The following is a 16,973-nucleotide window of genomic DNA, read 5'->3' on the forward strand; positions in this document are numbered from 1 at the left end:
CAATCTGGCGAAGCCACGTCATCACAGTTGCCATGACAAGCGAATCCGCACCGCATGGTATTCCTGCCGCCACCATCATCATTTTCCGAAACGATCCTGAAGGCGGTGCTCCTCAGGTGCTGATGACCGTCCGTTCGCGCACGATGGTGTTTGCTGGCGGGATGGCGGTCTTCCCCGGTGGCCGGGTTGATCCGGAAGACTTCGCGCTCGGTGAGATCGCAGCGTCGCGATCGGGCGGGGACATCACGCCGGACGAGGCCGCCCATCAGATTGCCGCGATCCGCGAAACGCTCGAGGAAACCGGGCTCGCTTTGGGGCTTTCAGGCGATATCGACGCATCGAAGGCCGCGAAGGCGCGCGCAATGCTTGAAATGCGCAATGAGCTTCAACCGGTGCTCGATGCCTTTGGATGGTCTCTCGACCTTGATCAGATTGTCCCTTTTGCGCGCTGGTTTCCGAAGAACGAGAACCTTGCGCGCGTTTACGACACCCGGTTCTATCTCGCTGATCTGGGCACTGGCGAAGTCGACATCTCGATCGACAATTCCGAAAATACCCGTCTGTTCTGGACCAGCGCAAAAGGTGCGCTCGAAATGGCTGAAAAAGGCGAGATCAAGCTTATCTTTCCGACAAGGCGAAATCTTGAGCGCCTTGACCTGTTTGCAAGTTTCCAAGAGGCACGAGCGCAGGCCGAAGCGATCCCGGTCAAGACCATCGTACCGCGCATCGACACGACTGGCGCTCAACCCATGCTGACCATCATGGAAGATGCCGGCTACCCGATCACGTCGGAGTTGCTTGAAACGGTCGCTCGCGGGTAGCCGCCTGACCTAGCGCCGGGCCATTCGAAACCGGTTTTCGCGGAAACTAACGACGCGGTAGCCTCGCTCGAGCATCTCTTTCTCGTAGTCGTATCGCGCATCTTCGAGCTCTCGCTCATATTCGCGGCGCGCATCGAAACGATCTTCTGCATCGGTTGCTCGTCGCAAATCGCTGCGTAGTTCGCGGCGCGCTTCGCTGATGTCGGTCTGGTAGTCGACCCACCACTTGTTCGAGAAATTGTTCGGAGACGGCGGCAGCGAGCGGTAACGCTCAACCACGATCTCGCGGTCATGCGCGGCGAGCGGCGCAGAGACGAGAATTCCGGCGACAGCCAGTGAGGCGGCAAGGATACGGGTCACGGTGAGTCTCCTGTTTGCTTCGATGACTACATTTGTCATCCCGACATGAACGTGAGCGGACTCGCCGCGCAGCGTGGCCTGTCGCGCCACAGGCCGTGCATCAGCTGCGATAAAAGAGTGGCGCGCCCGGCAGGACTCGAACCTGCTGCCTCAAGATTAGAAGTCTCGCGCTCTATCCAGATGAGCTACGGGCGCGCATTCCTGTGCGGAATCGGCCCCCATTAGCGCGCTTTGCGGACAAAGGGAATCGCGCTAGTGCCCGCGCATATGGAAAACGCATCCGACCCGGCCGATCGTGGCGCCGCTTTCGACCGCGACCCCGGTGATGGCATTCAGGCGACCAGCCGTGCGCCGATTACGTTCCGATATTACGATTTCGTTATGGCGGCCTTCGTCGCGATCCTGCTGCTGTCGAATATCATCGGTGCAGCCAAGCTGACATTCGTCGAAGTGAGCTTTTGGCCTAGCGGATGGTGGCCCGCCCCTGACGGGGTCTTCATCTATGGTGCGGGCATTCTGTTCTTCCCGCTTGGCTACGTCATCGGCGACATTCTGACCGAGATTTATGGATTTGCACGAGCACGCCGGGTCATCTGGACGGGCTTTGCAGCGATGCTCTTCCTCGCCTTCATGAGTTATGTCGTGGTCAGCCTTCCTGCGTTTGACGGGTGGGCCTGCGGAGCGAGCGGGTTTGACGGTCAAGGCCCTCTCACCTCCACCACCGATCCCGATGGCCCTACAGGCTCGATCTGCCAGCAAACCTATGAAAGCGTGTTTGGCAGCACGTGGCGGATCGTGCTCGCGTCCATCACTGCCTTCTGGGCAGGTGAATTCGTCAATTCCTATGTCATGGCGAAGATGAAAGTCTGGGCACAAGGCCGCGCCTTATGGACCCGCACGATCGGCTCAACAGTCGTCGGTCAGGGCGTCGACAGCCTGATCTTCTACCCTGTCGCTTTCCTGGGCATCTGGACCACAGAGGCGGTCATTACCGTGATGATCACGAACTGGCTGCTCAAAGTAATCTGGGAAGCGGCGCTGACGCCTGTGACTTATCTGGTGGTCGGCAAACTGAAGAAGGCCGAAGGTGTCGACTTGTTCGACACCGATACCGATTTCTCGCCCTTCTCTGGCAAGGAAACCAAGTCGGCAGGCTAGATCAGCTCGTTCTCAAGAAGCTCATCATCAGGAATGATATCGACCTTCCAATCGAGGTCGAGCTTCCCAGCGAGCAGTTTCATATCCTTTTCGGTCGGAACGCCGAACAGGTCCGAGTGGCTTTCGGCCAGGCGCAGGATCAGCGTTTTGTCCTCCACCAGTAGCCGGCTGACCTGAAGCGAGCGGCGCGATCGCGCGCCCAATCGGCGGGCAAGCCGCACGGCAAGTCCCCAGCACATCGCCTCGTCCAGCGCCTCTTCGCTAGCAAGCTCGCGGACTTCGCCTGGCAATTCAGCAGCGTTGCCGTTCGCAGCGATGGCAGCGGCGAGCATGGCCCGGTCCTTGCTGCTGACCGCGATCCAACGTTTGTGCAGCGCCCAATCGATCGCCTGTGGCAGGCGTATGTTCGGCTCAATCTGCATAGAAGCGAGCGCGAGCATCGTCGCGGCCAGTCTCAACCGCTCTGAACCGTGCTTTTGCGTCGGGGCGGCATCGACAGTCCAGCCCGCGATGCGAGCAGCGAGCGTTTGAGGAGCGCCGCGCTGAGTGGCGAACACACCCACGCCAGCGAGCAGCGGGTCCTGTGCTTTCGCGTGATCGGGCAGCCGGTCGTACAGCAAACCTTCGCGCAGGCCCCAGGATGAGAATATCAGGCAACTCGGGTCAAAACGTGACAGCATCGCCTCGGCCAGCACTGACGCGTCGGGCAGCTTCTCAGCGCGCATTGCTGAGATTCGGTCGCGCTCCTTGAGGCTATCAACGGTCTCTTTAGCAAGAGCCTTCCCGATGTGAGCCTTGGCTTCGTCAGGTTCGAGCATGAAGCCATGCGGGTCCGAAAGCGGGTGCCCTTGCTCCTGCATCGCGTAAACCGCCATCGTGCGCAGCGTGCCGCCAACAAGATAGAGCGGCTGCCCCTTTTCTATTCGAGGCGCGCCCTTCTTCAGCGCTTTCTCGATCGCCTTGCGCATCGCACTGCGCGAATCGCCTCTATATTCAGGCAGACGCAGCGTCCCCAGAGGCAGCGAAACCGCATCGCCGGGCTGACCGTTCACGACACTGACGAGTTCAAGACTGCCGCCACCCAGATCGGCAACGGTTCCGGTTGCGCCGGGAAAAGCGCCTGCGACACCGTTTGCGCTCAGACAGGCTTCTTCCTCGCCCGAGATGATACGTGGCTGGAAACCGAGTTTCCTGAGTTCGGCAACAAACTCTGCGCCATTGCTTGCTTCGCGAACCGCAGCGGTCGCGACCGTTTCGACATCATCGACGCCGAGATCTTCTAGCAACAACGCAAAGCGCTTGAGCCCGCGCATCGCAAGGTCGATTGCCTCGTCGGCAAGCTTACCGTCGGTGGCAATGTCACGGCCAAGTCGCGGGCTCACCTTCTCGTTGAGCAGCACTGTCGGCGCGCGCATGGTGCCGCCGTAGATCACCATGCGCACTGTGTTGGAACCGATGTCGATAATCGCGCGACCCGGCGTTGCACCGCCAAAAGTCCCGTCGCGCTCGGCACGCCTGCGCTTGGAGCTCATCCAGCACGCCCCCGGCGCAAGGTGAGTTTGGGCACTGCGCCTGCCTCCAGCGCGCCGCCTCGCCCGGACAAGGATGGGTTGGTCATGAAGTACCGGTGGCAATTGAACGGCTTTCCATCGGTTTCGACCCGCGAATAGCTACCATCGGCATGGAGCCACCAGCTTTGTTCAGTATCGAGCATGTTGGCGAGCAGAACCTGCTGCAAGATCTGATCGTGCACGGTCCGATTGGTGATCGGGATCAGAGATTCCACCCGGCGGTCGAGGTTTCGCCCCATGAGGTCGGCTGAGGAGATGTAAAGGCGCGCATTTGGCCCCGGCATCGCTCGGCCATTGGCGAAAGCGTAAATTCGTGAATGTTCCAGAAAACGGCCGATTATGGATTTCACACGGATGTTTTCGGACAACCCTTCGACACCGGGGCGCAGGCAGCAAATGCCGCGCACGACCAGGTCCACCCGCACACCTGCATCGCTGGCGGCATAGAGGCGGTCGATCACGCCTTCATCCGTGATCTGATTGCACTTCATCCAGATCGCAGCCGGCTTGCCCCTTCGCGCGTTGGATATTTCAATGTCGATCCGCCTGTAGATTTCCTCGCGCAGGTCGAGAGGAGCGATCGAGATCATCTCAAGCTCGTGCGGTTCGACATAACCGGTCACGAAATTCATCATCTTCGCCGCATCGCGCCCCAGTTTGGGATCTGCGGTGAAGAAGCTCATATCGGTGTAAATCTTGGCGGTGATCGGGTGATAATTTCCGGTCCCGAAATGGCAGTACGTGCGAAATCCGCTTTCCTCACGCCGCACCACCATCGCGACCTTTGCGTGGGTTTTCCAGTCGGTGAACCCGTAGATGACCTGCACCCCGGCGCGTTCAAGCTTGGTCGCCCATTTGAGGTTCTGTTCCTCATCAAAGCGCGCCTTGAGCTCCACCACGGCAGTAACCGACTTGCCGTTCTCTGCCGCCTCAATCAGCGCGCTAATGACTGCGGACTGAGAGCCTGCGCGGTACAGCGTCTGCTTGATCGCAACGACATCAGGGTCGGCGGCGGCCTGGCGAATGAAATCGACCACCACTTCGAAACTCTCGTAGGGGTGGTGGATCACGATGTCCTTCTCGCGAATTGCAGAGAAGGCATCGCCATCATGTTCCCGGATGCGTTCGGGATAACGCGGCGAATAGGCGTCGAACTTGAGGTCAGGCCGGTCCTCGTCGACGATCTCGGCAAGGCCATCGATCCCGATCATTCCATCGGTCTTGATTACCGCCGCTTCGTGCACACCCAATTGCTGAAGCAGGATTTCCTCGCCCTGAGGGTCGAAGTCTTCTTCCAGCTCCAGCTGGATCACTTGGCCGCGCCTGCGACGCTGGATGGCGCTGCGGAAAGTGCGCACCAGATCCTCGGCCTCTTCCTCGATCTCGATATCGCTGTCGCGCAGGACGCGAAACAGGCCGTCGCCTTCGATGGTAAAACCGGGAAACAGCTTCTTCGCGTAACGCTGAATCAGACTGGCGATCGAGATATAGAGTGCCTCGCCTGCCCCGGCGATGTCTCCTGGCACGCGGACGAAACGCGGCAGTGCGGTCGGGATCAGGATCATTTCAATGATCTGTTCCTGATCCGCATCGCGCGTGAGCGTGAAGAGCAGACCCATCCCTTCATTATGGACAAAGGGAAAGGGGTGCGCCGGGTCAAGCGCTTGCGGCGTAATGACGGGAAGGATTTCTTCGAGGAAGAAGGCTTCAAGCCACTTGTGAGCGGCAGGCTTTACGCGCTGTTCGTCGGCAATGTGAATGTCGGCTTCGGCAAGGCGCGAATGCAGATTGCGCCAGATATCCTGCTGACGCGTCGACAATTCGGCCAGCTTCTCACGAATGGCGCTCAATTGCTGGGTCGGAGTGCGCCCGTCGATCGCGGGCTTCTCGATACCGCGCTGAGCCTGCCCCACGAGACCAGCGACGCGAATCATCATGAACTCGTCGAGATTGCTGCCTGAAATCGACAGGAAACGAAGCCGTTCGAGGAGCGGGTAACGCTCGTTACAGGCCTCCGCCAAAACCCTCTCGTTAAAGGCGAGCCAGGACAATTCGCGATTGAAATATGCCTCGCCGCCCGGTGCGATGGTCGCAGGAGGGACGGACGGCGGGGAAGCGGCCGAAACGGTCTGATCGTCGGTGATAGGCTGGCTGCTCATTCGCGTTTCTATCGAAGCTCCACAAGGCTGTTCAAGCGCACCGTCGCGTTCCATTCAATGCGCCTCGCACGCGCCCAATGTTCGCACGCAAGCGAGGTGTAAATCACGCAAACGCCCTTGTCACACGATTGTCAATTTGGTCGGCACGCAAACCGACGCGCCCGGCTTCAAACCAATGAGCGACTATCTGCGATTGCCGTGATGCCGCGCTTCCCATTTGCATCACGGCCAAGCTGGACGATCACGTCGATCACGCTGGCAGCATAGGCAATCGTGTCGCTGCGCGTCAGTCCGATCCCGGTCTGCATAACCATGAGCGACAATTGCTCGAGCGCCCCTCGTAGTGAATTGGCGTGGATGGTTGAAAAGCTGCCTGGATGGCCCGTATTGATCGCGCGAAGGAAGGAGACGCTTTCCGCGCCGCGAAGTTCACCCAGGACAATCCGGTCAGGGCGAAGCCGAAGGGCTGCCTGAAGCAATTCGTTGGGCGTGACCTTGGCTTCGCCGAGTTCGCCTTTCACAGCGACAAGCCCGACCGAGTTTTCGCCCGGAAATTTGAGCTCGGGCGTATCCTCGACAAGCACTACACGCTCCTCGCGCGGGATTTCGCCGAGCATGGCGTTGAGGAAGGTCGTTTTGCCCGTGCTGGTCCCGCCGGATATAAGGATCGTGCGACGATGTCGGATGGCTTCGCGCAGATATTCGATCGGCTGAAACTGCGGGTCAGGCAGGTCGATCACCTGCTCGCCTGCAAGCGGGCCGGTGTCATAGGCATCGAGTGGCAGATCAAGACGGCGGTGGCGACGGATCGCCATGACCCAATGCTTGCGGCTTGCGGGAGGGCCGCAGAACTGAATGCGTGCACCATCGGGCAGTGTTGCGCCCAAAAGCGGGTGTTCGCGATTGATGCCTTGATGGCTAACCCGCGCCACCTGCTCGGCAAGCCGCTGAACCAGGCGATCATCTATTTCCGGAGTGATGATTTTCTTGATGCCCGGGTTTGATGCGTCCTCCACCCAGACCTCGCCGGGTTCGTTGACCATGATCTCGGTCACGGTATCCCGGTCGAGCCAACGTTTGAACGGTGCGAGATAGGCGTCGAGATAGACGCTGCGCTCGCCTCCAATCGGGTTTTGCGAAGCGTCCGACGCCTCCGTTTCCTGCGCGGCGCCGGACTGACCAGCACCTGAGGGAAGCGGATGTATCTCGGCTGTCATGACGCTCGGCTTTCGCTCAGATCACTCGGCCACGCCGGTGAAGTCAAGATCACGCGCCGTAAACACCCGGATCGGTTCACCCATGCGCACGCGAATGGTCGGGCTAATCTGGCCGTCCTGCTGCGCCGCAATGCTGGCAGCGCTCTGACCAGCGCCGCCGAGTACAACCGAAGTCCCGCCCGTGGCAATCGCGCCAAGCCCGCCGACTACTGACAAGAGCATGGCCGAACCGAAGCGGCGGAAGAAGTGGTTGTTCACATCGCCTTCAAGGCCCGTGGTCCCATCGAACGCCACTGCCGGAGAGGCGATGTTAACCGAAGCGCCGTCCGGGCGGATCAATCGGGTCCAGATCACATAGGCGCGCTTTTGACCCTGCTGGACGCCCGACTGGTACTGGCCGATCAAGCGCGAAGAGCGCGGGATGAGCACATTCGTGCCATCAAAGCTGCGTACGTCCTGGCTCACAACTGCGCGGACATAGCCCGGCACATCGGTGTTGATCGCGGTTTCGAGCACCGCCGGGATCATGGTCCCTTCGGTCACAGTCGTGGCCGGATTGACCATCGGGCGAGCCTGCGCCGGAGCGCCGCCGACACCGCCAACTGCGCTAGCAAACGCTGCTGCCGAGCCGATGGCACCGGAATCACCGGCACCGGGGCCAGTGGCGGCCACCGCACCGGGCGCCGTTCCGGCCGCCTGCGCGTTGAGCGCGTTGCGGCTTGCATCGTAAATCATCGTCGGGCTGGCGAACGGATTGGTCCCCGGTCCAATTGCAACAGCAGGCGGATTGGCGAGGATCGGCGCAGGTGCCGGATCTGGCCGCGCAACGACAGGGGCAGGAACCGGAGCTACCGCCGGCTGCGTGGCAGGCACGGCTGCGGCCTGAGCTGGCTGCGCGCCAACTCCGCCCGTTGCTTCGGCCTCTGGCAGTTCCGCCGCGGTCATCGCCCAGAACGTTGTCGCCCCCAGCAATCCGACAATCGCGACACCAGCAGCAAGCCCGAGTCCTTCGGTTTTGGTCTTCCGCTCGGCAACCGCGGAATAGCCATTACGGCTCGCAAGATCGATAACCTCAGCGGATTCACCGTCGCGCGGATCGCCGGCCTCAGTGTTACCGTTTTCGCCCTTCTTGGGCGGAAGACGCATGGCAAGACGCATTACTTCATCTCCCTCATGATCCGCGACCGCGATTGCTCGCGGCGCTGACCTGGCGCGATGGCGCCGGGCCGTTGTTGGTCAGTGTAGCACTATCGTTGCCCGAGCGCAGGATGATTTCGCTCGGAACCATGTCGAGCACGACCGTATCGCCGCGCACGGTGAAATTGGCAGGGCCTTCATCGCCCTGATCGTTGGTAATCAGGATAGCCGGAATGGCGGTTCCTGCGGGCCATGTGAGGAACACCGCTTCGCCATCGTCATAGGTGCGCGCAGGCAGAAGCTCGCTCTTGCCCTCGCCCGCCCATGCGAAATTGAGCATTGCGGGATCAGCAACGGCATAAGGATCGTTTGCAGCGGCGAGTTCTACCGCGTTGGCCTCTTCGCGTTGCTCCGAAGCGGCAGCAGCGAGTGCCGCCTCCTCGGCCGCTTTCTCGAGCTCGGGATAGCGGAACTGCATCACGTAAAGCGGCGCGTTGCGCGGGCTCGCCACCAGATCGAACAGATAGGTTCGCTTGCTCGTCACGACCGTCATATTGGTGCGCGCACTTGCTTCCAACGGCTTCACAAACAGGATCGACTGAGCCTGATTGGGCTGAACCTGCCAGGAATTGCTGTCTCCGATGCCGACATTCTGGATCGATTCGTCAGGCGCGAACTTGATCGTTGTCTGCACCCGGACCTTGCCGTTGATGGTGTAGACGCGGGTCTCATCGAAGATCACCGTCACAAGACGCGGATCGCCCTGCGAGGTCTCCTGCACGGTTTCGGCCTCTTGCGCCGCGACGGGCAGCGCAGTGGCTGGCGTGATGGCGATCGCGAGTGCGACCAAGGGGAGCCGAAGAGTGTCGGCGCGGATCATTGTTTCTTCTCCGGTTTGGAAAGAGCGTTGTTGGCACCTGCCGAACGGAACCGGTTCCCGATCCCGCGAGTGCGCGAAACCTGCGCGCTACCCGGCGTAGACTGACTGCTGCCTGAAGATGTCGCGAACACCTTCGTTTCGCGAACAGTGGTCGAGCCAGAGGAGCCGGTGTCATTCGCTGCCGACTGGCTCGGTACGTTGACGTCGATGCGGCGCTGCGCCGCAGCATTGGCAGACGCTGTCGGGGCAACTTGCGTGGAACGAGGCTGCGTAGCGGCGGCAACCTGGGCTGTTGCGAGGGCAGGTTCAGCTGAGCGATCCAGCACCTTGTCAGGCCTCGCAAAGCCGAACACTTCCCACTTCGCGACCATAACCGCCGACACAAGCAGCGCCATCAGCATCAGCACCACGTGCACAAAGCCGACCACGAAAAAGCCCATTGCTGCCTGCTGATCTATCTGACCCGGAACGGCGACCAGCGCGGCAAGGATCGGGACGGCGAGTTCGAGCATGATCGAACCGCCAACTACCGCGAAGAGCGGGCCGAGTGCGAGCATCACCAGCCCCTTTAGCCAGCCAACGAACAAACCGCGAGTGCCGTTGAATAGGGCGAGGACAACGAAAATCGGACCAACCGCAAGCAATAGTGCGATCCCGATCCGCGCCGTCACCAGCAAGCCCACCGTGCCCAAGAGCAGCATCATCGCCCCGGCCCACATCATCCCCGGTGGAGAAAAAAGGTTGATGTCTGTCTGGCCGGTCGATGCCTCCTGCACCGCGAGAAACACGATATCCAGTTTGGTTGCGAAAGTAGCGGTTGCCGACCCTTTGCTGTCAGTCAGGATCCCCGCAATCTGGTCAGGGCCGCCGACAACCAGATTGTAAAACACCGTCTGGAACGCGGCGAAACTGGTCGCAAAGGTCAGCACGAGGCCGATTGTCATCATCTTGGGAACGACTGCGCGAACCGACAGGTTCGAACGCCCCAGCATCAAGCTGAAACCGAAGAAAGCGACATACATCGTCAGCAGGACAGTCAGCACAACGCCAAGCTGCCCTTCGGCACCGAACAGGCGGTTGAACGCCTGCTCGCTAACCTCGCTGGCTATGCAATCAACCGCAGTCAGCGCCGCGGCGACGCCTGTGCCAAGGTCCTGGGCAGCAAGGTCGCAAGTCGTCGTCATTCCGCAGCCTGCCAGACGGGCGAGCCGTCTTCGTCAACCGCGCCGTTCCCACCATCGGGCCATGCCCTGTTGGTAAGCGCCGGGTACCACGCGCTTGGTTCGTCACCCACCGCTTCGCGCAGGAGGTCGAGACGGCGCACCGATGCCTCTCGGCCCGACAGGATCGTGAGCACTTCGGGCGCACCCGACAGGTCCAACCGCACGACCACGCTCGCATCGGGCTGCCGGACCAGGAAGCAGCGGGAATGCGCCGGCAACGTGCGGATCAGCGCCAGTTCATGATCGGTAAGGCCAAAACCGTCGCAGTAATCTTCGGGCCGAGCGCGGCTGTTCGGCATGAAAACCATGGTCGCGGTCTGTTCAACCAGAGCCGTCGAAATGCGGCTTTCCAGCGCATCTCGCGCCGACTGGGTCGCGAATCCGACAAGCGCATTGCGTTTACGAAGCGTCTTGAGCCAGTCGCGGATGCGCGCGGCAAACACCTCGTCATCGAGCGCCTTCCAACCCTCGTCGATCAGGATCATGGTCGGTTCGCCATCCAGACGCTCATCGATCCGGTGGAACAGATACATCATGGTCGGCGTGCGCAGGCGCGGATTTTCTAGGAGCTGCGTCATGTCGAAACCGAGTACGCGTGTGTCGAGGTCCAACGCGTCCTTCTCGTTATCGAACAGCCAAGCATGTTCGCCGCCATCGCCAGACGGGCTTCCGATCCACGCTCCAAGCCGGTCCGCGAGGTCGCCCGGCTCCGGACGCCGTGCACCGGCCAGCAATTCCTTGAAGTGGCGCAGGCGGCGAAGGCTCGGATCGTTGGCATAGGTCGCGTCGACCGCGGCGCTGATTGTCGCGTATTCCTCGGGTCCCTCGGCCTTCAGTAGCACGCCCAGCCAATCGCGAAGGAACGCCTTGTTCGCAGGAGTATCAGGCAGCGCGAGCGGATTAAAGCCGGTCGGCTCACCCGGATTGATGCGGTCATAGCGCCCGCCAATCCCGCGAATGAACAACTCAGCCCCGCGATCCTTGTCGAACAGGATCGTGCGCGGTTTGAACTTTTGCGCCTGCGCGGCGAGGAAGTTCATCACAACGGTCTTACCCGAGCCAGATGGCCCAATGACCGAGAAATTGCCCAGATCGCCATGGTGGAAATTGAAGAAAAACGGCGTTGCGCTGGTCGTTTCCAGCAACGTTACCGCATCGCCCCAATGATTGTTCGATGCCTGTCCCAGCGCAAAGCCGTGGAAGCTGCCGAAGCTCGCCATGTTGGCGGAGGAAATGAGCGCGCGGCGCACCACGAATTCCTCATTACCGGGGAACTGTGCCCAGAAGGATGGCTCAAGATTGGTGTCCTCGCGCACCGCAATCGCGCCAGTATCGGCAAGCGCGGCCGATGCCGCAGCCGTCGCGTCATCGAGCCGGTCGAGCGAGCGCTCACGCACCAGAACGGTGAGGTGATGATCGCCAAAGCCGACCGAGCCGTTTCCAAGCTCGTCGCGCGCGGCCATCATGTCGGCGCGTTCGGCAGCGGCCTCTTCATCGACCGAGCGTGAACGACGCAGCGCGAGGTCTATCCGCTCACGCGCCGTCGTACGTTCATTTGGCGCGTAGCTTTCGGTGACGACCATCTCGTATGGCAAGCGAAGCAGTCCATCGAGCAGGCCCGGAGACGTCGCTTCTGGATAATCCTTGAGCCCGATGATCGCGGAGAAATCGAGCTTGCCCGAACCTTTCAGCTCCATCGCATCGAGCCCGAAGCTCGCGCGGCGATATGGCAGCATGTGCCCGATATCGGTGTCCGCAGCGGGACGTCGTACCGGGCGCATCTCGCCGTTATACAGCGCGGAGAGCAGCTCCAGCATCTCGGAGTTGGTGCCGTCTTTCGAGCCAGGTGCGACATAATCGCCGAGAACCGCTGCACCATAGGCCGAAAGCGAAGCGGTCAGTCCGGTGATAGCGGCCTTCAAACTGCGGATGTCCTTGGGGTCGGCCTCAAGCTCTTCCTTGCCCTGACGCGAGAAGAACTTGCTCATGCGTTCAGGCAAGCCGGTCTTGCCCCGCGCGGGACGGCGGATGAGCGTGACGAACTGATCGTTGATGAACAACGATCCGCCTGCAAGCCGCTCTTTCCAGCGCGCGTTGATATGGCGCGAAAGCGGATCGGGGAACTCCGCGTCGAGTTCGACCTCAACCCTTCGGCGGATCACGTGGTGATATAACACGAAGCGCGCATCGAGGGTCGAACGCAAGACCACTTCGCGCGTGGCCGCGTGGGCATTGAGCGCGTCGGAATCCTCGGTTTCGAACAACAGGCCTGGGACCTGGATCGCGCTCATGACCGAGCCGTCGCGCAATAACACGGTGCTTTCGTCGATCAGCCGCTCATATGGCAGACGATCGCCGACGCGCGCTTCCTTGGCACTCCATGCAGCAGGTCCGATCCATTTCACCATGTGTGCCCCTCCCTAAGAGGCGGAAACCAAGCCGCTTATGGCGCGTAGCTGTTGCAGCCCCAGCGACGGAAATTCGGTATGCGCGGGCATTTCGATACCTTCGTGATCCACAAGTCGAAGATACGCGGTTCGCGCAGCGAAGCAAAATAGCCGATGGCGTGCATCACAAACGGCACCGGAACGATCCAGAACGAATTCAGGATAAGAAACGAAATCGTCGTCACCATCATGTTGATGATGAAGAAATTCATCGTCACGCCCATGAACATCTGTGGGCGGGTCAAGGTGCGGTGAACCGGATGACGGACGAGATCGCTCATGATCGCGCCTTACACCGCACTGATTGTCGCGACGAGGCGCGGCGCACCGAAGATGATGAAGACACCGATGATGACCGTCGCGCCATAGCGCCAGTTCATCCGGCCGGTGAGCATCATGAAGCCGACACCGGCCACAGCCATGACGGCAACCGTCGTCGCGATCGGGCCAAGCAGTATTGACTGCATCCAGACCAGAGCCGTCGTGATCGGGTCACCGCTCTGTTGGGAAGTCTGCTGTGCAAATGCTGCGCTAGGCATAGTAATGAGCGCGAGGAAAGCAGCCAGACGGGCCGAGAGGCGAGTAAGCGAAGTCATTGAGTATTCCATATCCTTCAAACGGAGTGGCCCAGGCGATGTCTCAGCTATTGGGCGCCGGGGCGTGAATGGTTTGAGAGCCGTCCCATGATGGCGGCAACATATTGGCGGGTCTCTCGAATGTTCGGGATGCCGCCTGCGCGGATCACCCGCCCCGGTCCGGCATTGTAGGCAGCGAGCGCTTTTTCGAGATCACCGTCGAAACGATCGAGCTGTTCGCGAAGATAACGCGCGCCGCCCTCTAGATTCTGCATCGGATCATCGGGGTCGACGCCGAGGTCGCGAGCCGTGCCCGGCATGAGTTGTGCGAGGCCGCGCGCTCCTGCATGCGATACAGCAGTGGGTCGCCAGCGACTCTCCTGCCACACCACCGCTTCGAGCAGTGCGGGGCTTAAATCGAAGCGCTGAGCGAGCTCGTGTATTTTCGCGGAGTATTGCGGCGGGATGGCGGAGGCATGGCGAACCGTATCGGCCACGATGTTCTCCGGGACGTAGACTGCGCTCATCGCCGTGGCGCCGTCTTCTATCGGAAAACTGCCATTGTCATCGCCGACGAGAAAGGATTCGATGGCGGCCACAGGCTGACCGCCGGCCACCCAGCGGGCACCGTTTGCGTCAACTTCCATGACGTCAGCCTGGGCTGCACTTGCCAGAAAGGCCAGCGACAGTGTCATGCCCAATGATACAGCTCTGCCCGCGCGTGCGAGAATCATTCCTGTCCTCCAGAGGCTTCCCCTTTGTCTATCGTAAATGACACGCAGGTGACAGTCTCGCCGAACAGGCTCCGTTTCGGCGCCAATTTAAGTTAACCTCCGCCCCGCCAATTTGAAAAAAGACAGGCGCGAAGCATTACACTTCGCGCCTGCTATTTGAGCGCCTCAGACGCGCCCATAGTATAACGTGTTACACGCGGGGTTTGATCACCCGACTTCAGCGCAACAGGCAAGGCCAACTTATGCGAGCCCGAACCATGCTTGTTGGCGATACCGTTTTTAGTCGCGCAGCGTGAACTGGCTGCCACTTGCGGACTGGGTGCGAAATTCTCCGCGCTCCAGCATGGCCATGGCCTTGCGAGCCAGACGCCGCGAATCGGTCATCGTGCCGTTGGCCGTTTCGAGATCGACCACATCACGGCTGCGCATGGCAGCTTCGAAATTCGCTCGCGCCTCCTCGGTTTCGCCGATCTGTGCTCGTGCGATGCCCAGATTGATGAGCAGCGCAGGATCGCCGGGAGACGCTTCAAGTTCGGCCTCAAGCGTAGCGATCGCCAGGATGGTCTGGCCATCCGACAAGGCCTGAGCCGAAAGATCCGTGTCAGCTGGCATCACGGATTGCGCATGAGCAGGCACCGCAAGCGCTGCACCCATCGCCAGAATCGCTGTTAGGCCGAGCCGGTTCTTGTTGTTGTATGACATTGGCATGCCCTCCTTTTCTTGTGAGAGCATGATGCGACTTGTTTCTTAAAAATGCAATACAACTGTAACATTGTCATACTTTTGCCATTCTAGGTCAGATTCCATCGAATTTTCAATGCGTTGAACCGCCTTTTCTGTTTCACTTTTGTTACGACTACGTAATGCTTCATAGTCACACTTGTCTTTTTTCAGTCATATGACAGTCCTGTCGCAAAAAGCGTAACTCAGCAAAAATTCTGTCATGTCCGACCCCTAGCGGAGTCTTCGGCGCCGCAGTTCGCGCGCTTCCGAATTTCGATTCTCTCGGTTTTTTTAGGGGACCGCTCGCTGTGAAAAATATCCAACGCACTCTCGTTCTTGGCGCCAGCATCATTGCTCTTGCGGGCTGCGGTGCGGACGAAATCGTATCGCCCGGCACAAGCGGCGACATCATCATCAACAACCCGTCTCCGACGCCCACGCCGACGCCTACCCCGACACCGACGCAGACTCTCGTCACCCCGGCATCGGGCTGCCCGACGATCGCGTCGACCGGTGGGCTTACCGACATCGGCACCATCGCAGGTCCGACCGGCGAATATCGCGTGTGCCAGCTTCCGACGACCTTCAACGCTGACGACAACCTGCCGTTCATCAACGGTCTGCTGTATCAAATCTCGGGCCGCGTGAACGTCGGCACCGACCAGGGCTTCAGCAGCACGGGCACCGACGTAAACCTCTCGATCGAGCCGGGCGTCATTCTGTTCGCACAGGCCGAATCGTTCTTCGTCGTGAACCGCGGCAACACCATCTCGGCTAACGGCACCGCAACCCGCCCGATCGTGTGGACCAGCCGCGACAACGTGCTCGGCCTTGCCAGCGACTCCAGCGATGCACAGTGGGGCGGCGTCGTCCTTCTGGGCCGCGCACCGGTTTCGGATTGCTCGACCCAGGTTTTCAACACCGCAGCGGCTCCAAATGCCAACCCGCAGTGCGAGCAGCAGCTTGAAGGTACGACCGTCGCAACGCCGTTCGGCGGCACCGACCCGGCTGACAGCTCAGGCTCGTTCACCTTCAACCAGATCCGCTTCTCGGGCTTCGAGCTTCAGCAGGCCAACGAACTGCAGTCGCTCACCACCGGCGGCACCGGTAGCGGCACCGTCATCAACAACCTGCTTTCGTTCAACAGCTCGGATGACGGCGTCGAATTCTTCGGCGGTGTCGTGAACGTCCGCAACCTCGCCGTCATCGGCGCATCGGACGACTCGATCGACCTCGACAGCGGTGTTCAGACCGCTCTCGAAACCGGCGTGGTCGTGCAGCGCACCAACACCGGCGACAGCCTGGTTGAATTCGACTCGCCCGACGATCTTGGCGATGGCACCCCCGGCAACGCTCTCCCGCAGAGCCGTGGTCAGTTCAACAACTTCACCTTCATCCAGCGTTCCTCGGCTTCGGGTCAGGCACTTCGCGTTCGCGGCGGTGCAGCGCTCGGCGTGACCAACTCGGTCATCGATCTCGACACTGCTGCCGACGTTTGCGTCCGCGTCGACGAACAGATCACACTCGATGCGCTGATCGGCTTCGATTCGGTTGTGTGTGACGGCGTGGATCGCCCGGTTCGCGGCTCTGACGGTCCGTCGGATGCGCAGGTGCAGGCAGTCGTCGACGCTGGATCGAACAACGACTTCACCGCGACGCTGACGCTTACCGATGTTGTCGTAAACGGCTCGTTTGAGAACGGCGTGACCGCATTTGATGCGACCGCCCGTTCGTCCTTCTTCACCGACACCGGCTTCGTCGGCGCCATCGAAAGCGCCATCGCAGACGACTTCGGCGACTGGACCTGTAACTCGTCGATCCTCGACTTCGGCAGCGCCAACGGCGACTGCACCTCGCTGCCGGTCTTCTGATCGCGCCTTTCGAATTGAGGGAGGCGCCGCGTCTAAAGCGTGCGCCTCCCCTTTTGCTTCTGACGGTTCCGACGCGGAACCGCACACGTTTTTCAAG

The 16,973-nt window shown here is 60.6% G+C and carries 15 protein-coding genes and 1 tRNA gene; 3 read left to right on the forward strand and 13 right to left on the reverse strand.

What is annotated here, in order from left to right; translation table 11 throughout:
- Positions 1-32 precede the first annotated feature (32 nt).
- A complete protein-coding gene (locus tag CD351_RS13715) occupies positions 33-821 on the forward strand; it encodes an NUDIX domain-containing protein (protein ID WP_174214274.1) in 789 nt (262 codons plus the stop codon).
- Between the two features lie 9 nt (positions 822-830).
- Here CD351_RS13715 and CD351_RS13720 read toward each other — a convergent pair whose 3' ends face one another.
- Both CD351_RS13720 and CD351_RS13725 read right to left on the reverse strand, forming a co-directional pair.
- Positions 831-1,181, reverse strand: coding sequence for a hypothetical protein (locus tag CD351_RS13720; RefSeq protein ID WP_162627739.1), 351 nt, complete (start codon positions 1,179-1,181; stop codon positions 831-833).
- Between the two features lie 118 nt (positions 1,182-1,299).
- Positions 1,300-1,376: transfer RNA gene (locus CD351_RS13725), tRNA-Arg, on the reverse strand.
- Positions 1,377-1,448: 72 nt separating this feature from the next.
- Between CD351_RS13725 and CD351_RS13730 the strand changes: the two genes are divergently transcribed.
- On the forward strand, positions 1,449-2,339 hold the full coding sequence (locus CD351_RS13730; protein ID WP_111993163.1) for a queuosine precursor transporter: 891 nt from the start codon (positions 1,449-1,451) through the stop codon (positions 2,337-2,339).
- On the opposite strand, the gene CD351_RS13735 is transcribed toward CD351_RS13730, so the two are convergent.
- From CD351_RS13735 to CD351_RS13785, 11 genes are all read right to left on the reverse strand, one after another.
- Entirely contained in the window at positions 2,336-3,871 is a 1,536-nt protein-coding gene (locus tag CD351_RS13735; RefSeq protein ID WP_111993164.1) for a Ppx/GppA family phosphatase, read from the reverse strand. The two genes, CD351_RS13730 and CD351_RS13735, sit on opposite strands and share 4 nt — an antisense overlap.
- A complete protein-coding gene (locus CD351_RS13740; protein ID WP_111993766.1) occupies positions 3,868-6,069 on the reverse strand; it encodes an RNA degradosome polyphosphate kinase in 2,202 nt (733 codons plus the stop codon). Before CD351_RS13740 ends, CD351_RS13735 begins: the two co-directional genes overlap by 4 nt.
- 167 nt (positions 6,070-6,236) lie before the next feature.
- Positions 6,237-7,286: a P-type DNA transfer ATPase VirB11 gene (gene virB11 / locus CD351_RS13745; protein WP_111993165.1), complete on the reverse strand. Its 1,050-nt coding sequence runs from the start codon at positions 7,284-7,286 to the stop codon at positions 6,237-6,239.
- 21 nt (positions 7,287-7,307) lie between these two features.
- Positions 7,308-8,444, reverse strand: coding sequence for a TrbI/VirB10 family protein (locus CD351_RS13750; RefSeq protein WP_234027141.1), 1,137 nt, complete (start codon positions 8,442-8,444; stop codon positions 7,308-7,310).
- Positions 8,445-8,457: 13 nt separating this feature from the next.
- Entirely contained in the window at positions 8,458-9,303 is an 846-nt protein-coding gene (locus CD351_RS13755) for a TrbG/VirB9 family P-type conjugative transfer protein (RefSeq protein ID WP_111993167.1), read from the reverse strand.
- Positions 9,300-10,487 (reverse strand): type IV secretion system protein, encoded by a 1,188-nt coding sequence (locus CD351_RS13760; RefSeq protein ID WP_111993168.1) that lies wholly within the window; start codon positions 10,485-10,487, stop codon positions 9,300-9,302. Before CD351_RS13760 ends, CD351_RS13755 begins: the two co-directional genes overlap by 4 nt.
- Positions 10,484-12,934, reverse strand: coding sequence for a VirB4 family type IV secretion/conjugal transfer ATPase (locus CD351_RS13765; protein WP_111993169.1), 2,451 nt, complete (start codon positions 12,932-12,934; stop codon positions 10,484-10,486). Before CD351_RS13765 ends, CD351_RS13760 begins: the two co-directional genes overlap by 4 nt.
- Positions 12,935-12,969: 35 nt before the next feature.
- Complete coding sequence (locus tag CD351_RS13770; RefSeq protein ID WP_111993170.1) at positions 12,970-13,254, reverse strand: type IV secretion system protein VirB3; 285 nt, start codon at positions 13,252-13,254, stop codon at positions 12,970-12,972.
- A 9-nt stretch (positions 13,255-13,263) separates the two neighbouring features.
- Positions 13,264-13,569, reverse strand: coding sequence for a TrbC/VirB2 family protein (locus tag CD351_RS13775; protein WP_234027142.1), 306 nt, complete (start codon positions 13,567-13,569; stop codon positions 13,264-13,266).
- Positions 13,570-13,616: 47 nt separating this feature from the next.
- A complete protein-coding gene (locus CD351_RS13780; RefSeq protein ID WP_234027143.1) occupies positions 13,617-14,243 on the reverse strand; it encodes a lytic transglycosylase domain-containing protein in 627 nt (208 codons plus the stop codon).
- 318 nt (positions 14,244-14,561) lie between these two features.
- Positions 14,562-14,984: a hypothetical protein gene (locus tag CD351_RS13785; RefSeq protein ID WP_162627740.1), complete on the reverse strand. Its 423-nt coding sequence runs from the start codon at positions 14,982-14,984 to the stop codon at positions 14,562-14,564.
- Positions 14,985-15,313: 329 nt separating this feature from the next.
- On the opposite strand from CD351_RS13785, the gene CD351_RS13790 reads away from it, so the two are divergent.
- Complete coding sequence (locus tag CD351_RS13790; RefSeq protein WP_111993174.1) at positions 15,314-16,876, forward strand: hypothetical protein; 1,563 nt, start codon at positions 15,314-15,316, stop codon at positions 16,874-16,876.
- Positions 16,877-16,973 lie beyond the last annotated feature (97 nt).

Source organism: Erythrobacter sp. KY5, from assembly GCF_003264115.1.
Taxonomy (GTDB): domain Bacteria; phylum Pseudomonadota; class Alphaproteobacteria; order Sphingomonadales; family Sphingomonadaceae; genus Erythrobacter.